Source organism: Anaerotignum sp., assembly GCF_031981185.1.
Classification (GTDB): domain Bacteria; phylum Bacillota; class Clostridia; order Lachnospirales; family Anaerotignaceae; genus Chakrabartyella.
Window position 1 is genome coordinate 140282 of record NZ_DALYUL010000006.1, and the last position, 1552, is coordinate 141833.

Sequence of the window (1552 nt, forward strand, 5' to 3'; positions counted from 1 at the left end):
CCAATGCGTTCCATTTCAAGGAGACCGGAATAGGCTCTTTCTTCTCCGCTGTCAAAGGTCATACGAACCTTCCCTGAAACAGTCACAATACCGTGGTCAAACCAAGCCAAATCTGCTGTAAGGGTAGCTGTGCCAGTACTGAAGTCTTTTTCTCCTACGCCGTTGGATAAAGAGAAACCGTCTGCACCATTTATTGTAACCGAGTTCTGCAATCCACCACCTAGAAGAACACGAATATTTTTAGGAACAACATCCTTTTGAATCACAGCGCCCATAATCGTATCATCCAAAACATAGAAATCTGCCAAGTCGGTACCGCAGATGAGGGCATTTTGATTGAGGCATGATAAATCCTGTCCATAAACACGGAAGTTCTCTGCCCACTGCATCTTCCCTTTGCTACTTAAGTATATTTCTTTATTATCCACTCTTTTTATTACTTCGCCGGTAAGCTTTGATCCTTCTTTCACGGTTGCTTTTCCGCTTTCAATGGTCACATTGCAAAGTCCCGGTTCAAAATCTGTTCCTTCAAAAATATATGATTTTTCGCTGGCACCTGTTACAATAATTTGATTTCCCTCTTTCCTGCAATAAATATTTTGAATGGTAGGAGTAGTCTCATCCACGGAGAGTAACCCGATGATTTCACCATCTTTTTGCCAAAATGAAATTTTTTCGTCTATATAAGCTGTTAGATCGTACCCATCTGCCCCGTAAATCCCACCATCGAAGAGATTTTCTTGGCCATTTGTGAATAAGACCTGGGTTTCTTTTTTGATTCCGTAGGAATAGATACTATCTTCTCCCCTCCTTGACATTAGTGCTTTCTCGAAAAGCTGTGTCCAGAGGCTATAAGCAACTGCCATTTCTTTATTATCATCCGTTAGCACCATTCGTTTTTCATAATCAGGTGCCACTCGATCCATCAAAATTTGAGCTTCCCAAAGCAGTAAATCATCATCGGGGCGAAAGCCTTCTCCATCGCCGGAAAAGAATTTAAGTTCCACAGCGGCATTAATGTAGGGATATGCCCAATCTTCCTTTGCCACATCAGGAAAGGAGGTATCTTGTGGTAAATTTTCAATCTCCTGGGGTGTGTAAAATGCCAAAGCAAGCATTTTTGCCGCCTGTCCCCTTGTGATGGGGATATCATCTCCGATGGTTCCTTGTTCCGCTTGACCTTTGGGTTCTGTAGGAGGGGCGCTGCTGCACCCTCCTAATAAAAGACCTATTGCTAGTATCCATATAAATAACCGTTTCATTGGTATCACGCTCCTGTCAGACTTTGTACAAGTTTATGCTTTTAAAACAAAAAAAGAACAGGCTGTTTTTTATATGATTTTCATTTTAGATACAAATGATGTGAAGAAGGAATGTTTTTTGATTCTAAAGAAAACCGAATTTTTAGACCTTTCCATAAAAAAGTTATGACTTGTAGCACCTTTGATTGAGGGGTAATGAATTTTTTTCGGGACTGAAATTTCAGGAAAGGACCCAGATTTTGAAAACTTTTTACATGTAGACAAAAGAACAACTGCTCAGTTTTGAATTT

General features: G+C 40.4%; 1 protein-coding gene. It reads right to left on the minus strand.

Features of this window, described 5'->3' with window-relative positions; translation table 11 throughout:
* Positions 1–1262, minus strand: a 1262-nt coding sequence (locus RTK36_RS05205) for an S-layer homology domain-containing protein (protein ID WP_312045008.1), incomplete at its 3' end; no start/stop codon positions are given.
* Between the last annotated feature and the right edge of the window lie 290 nt (positions 1263–1552).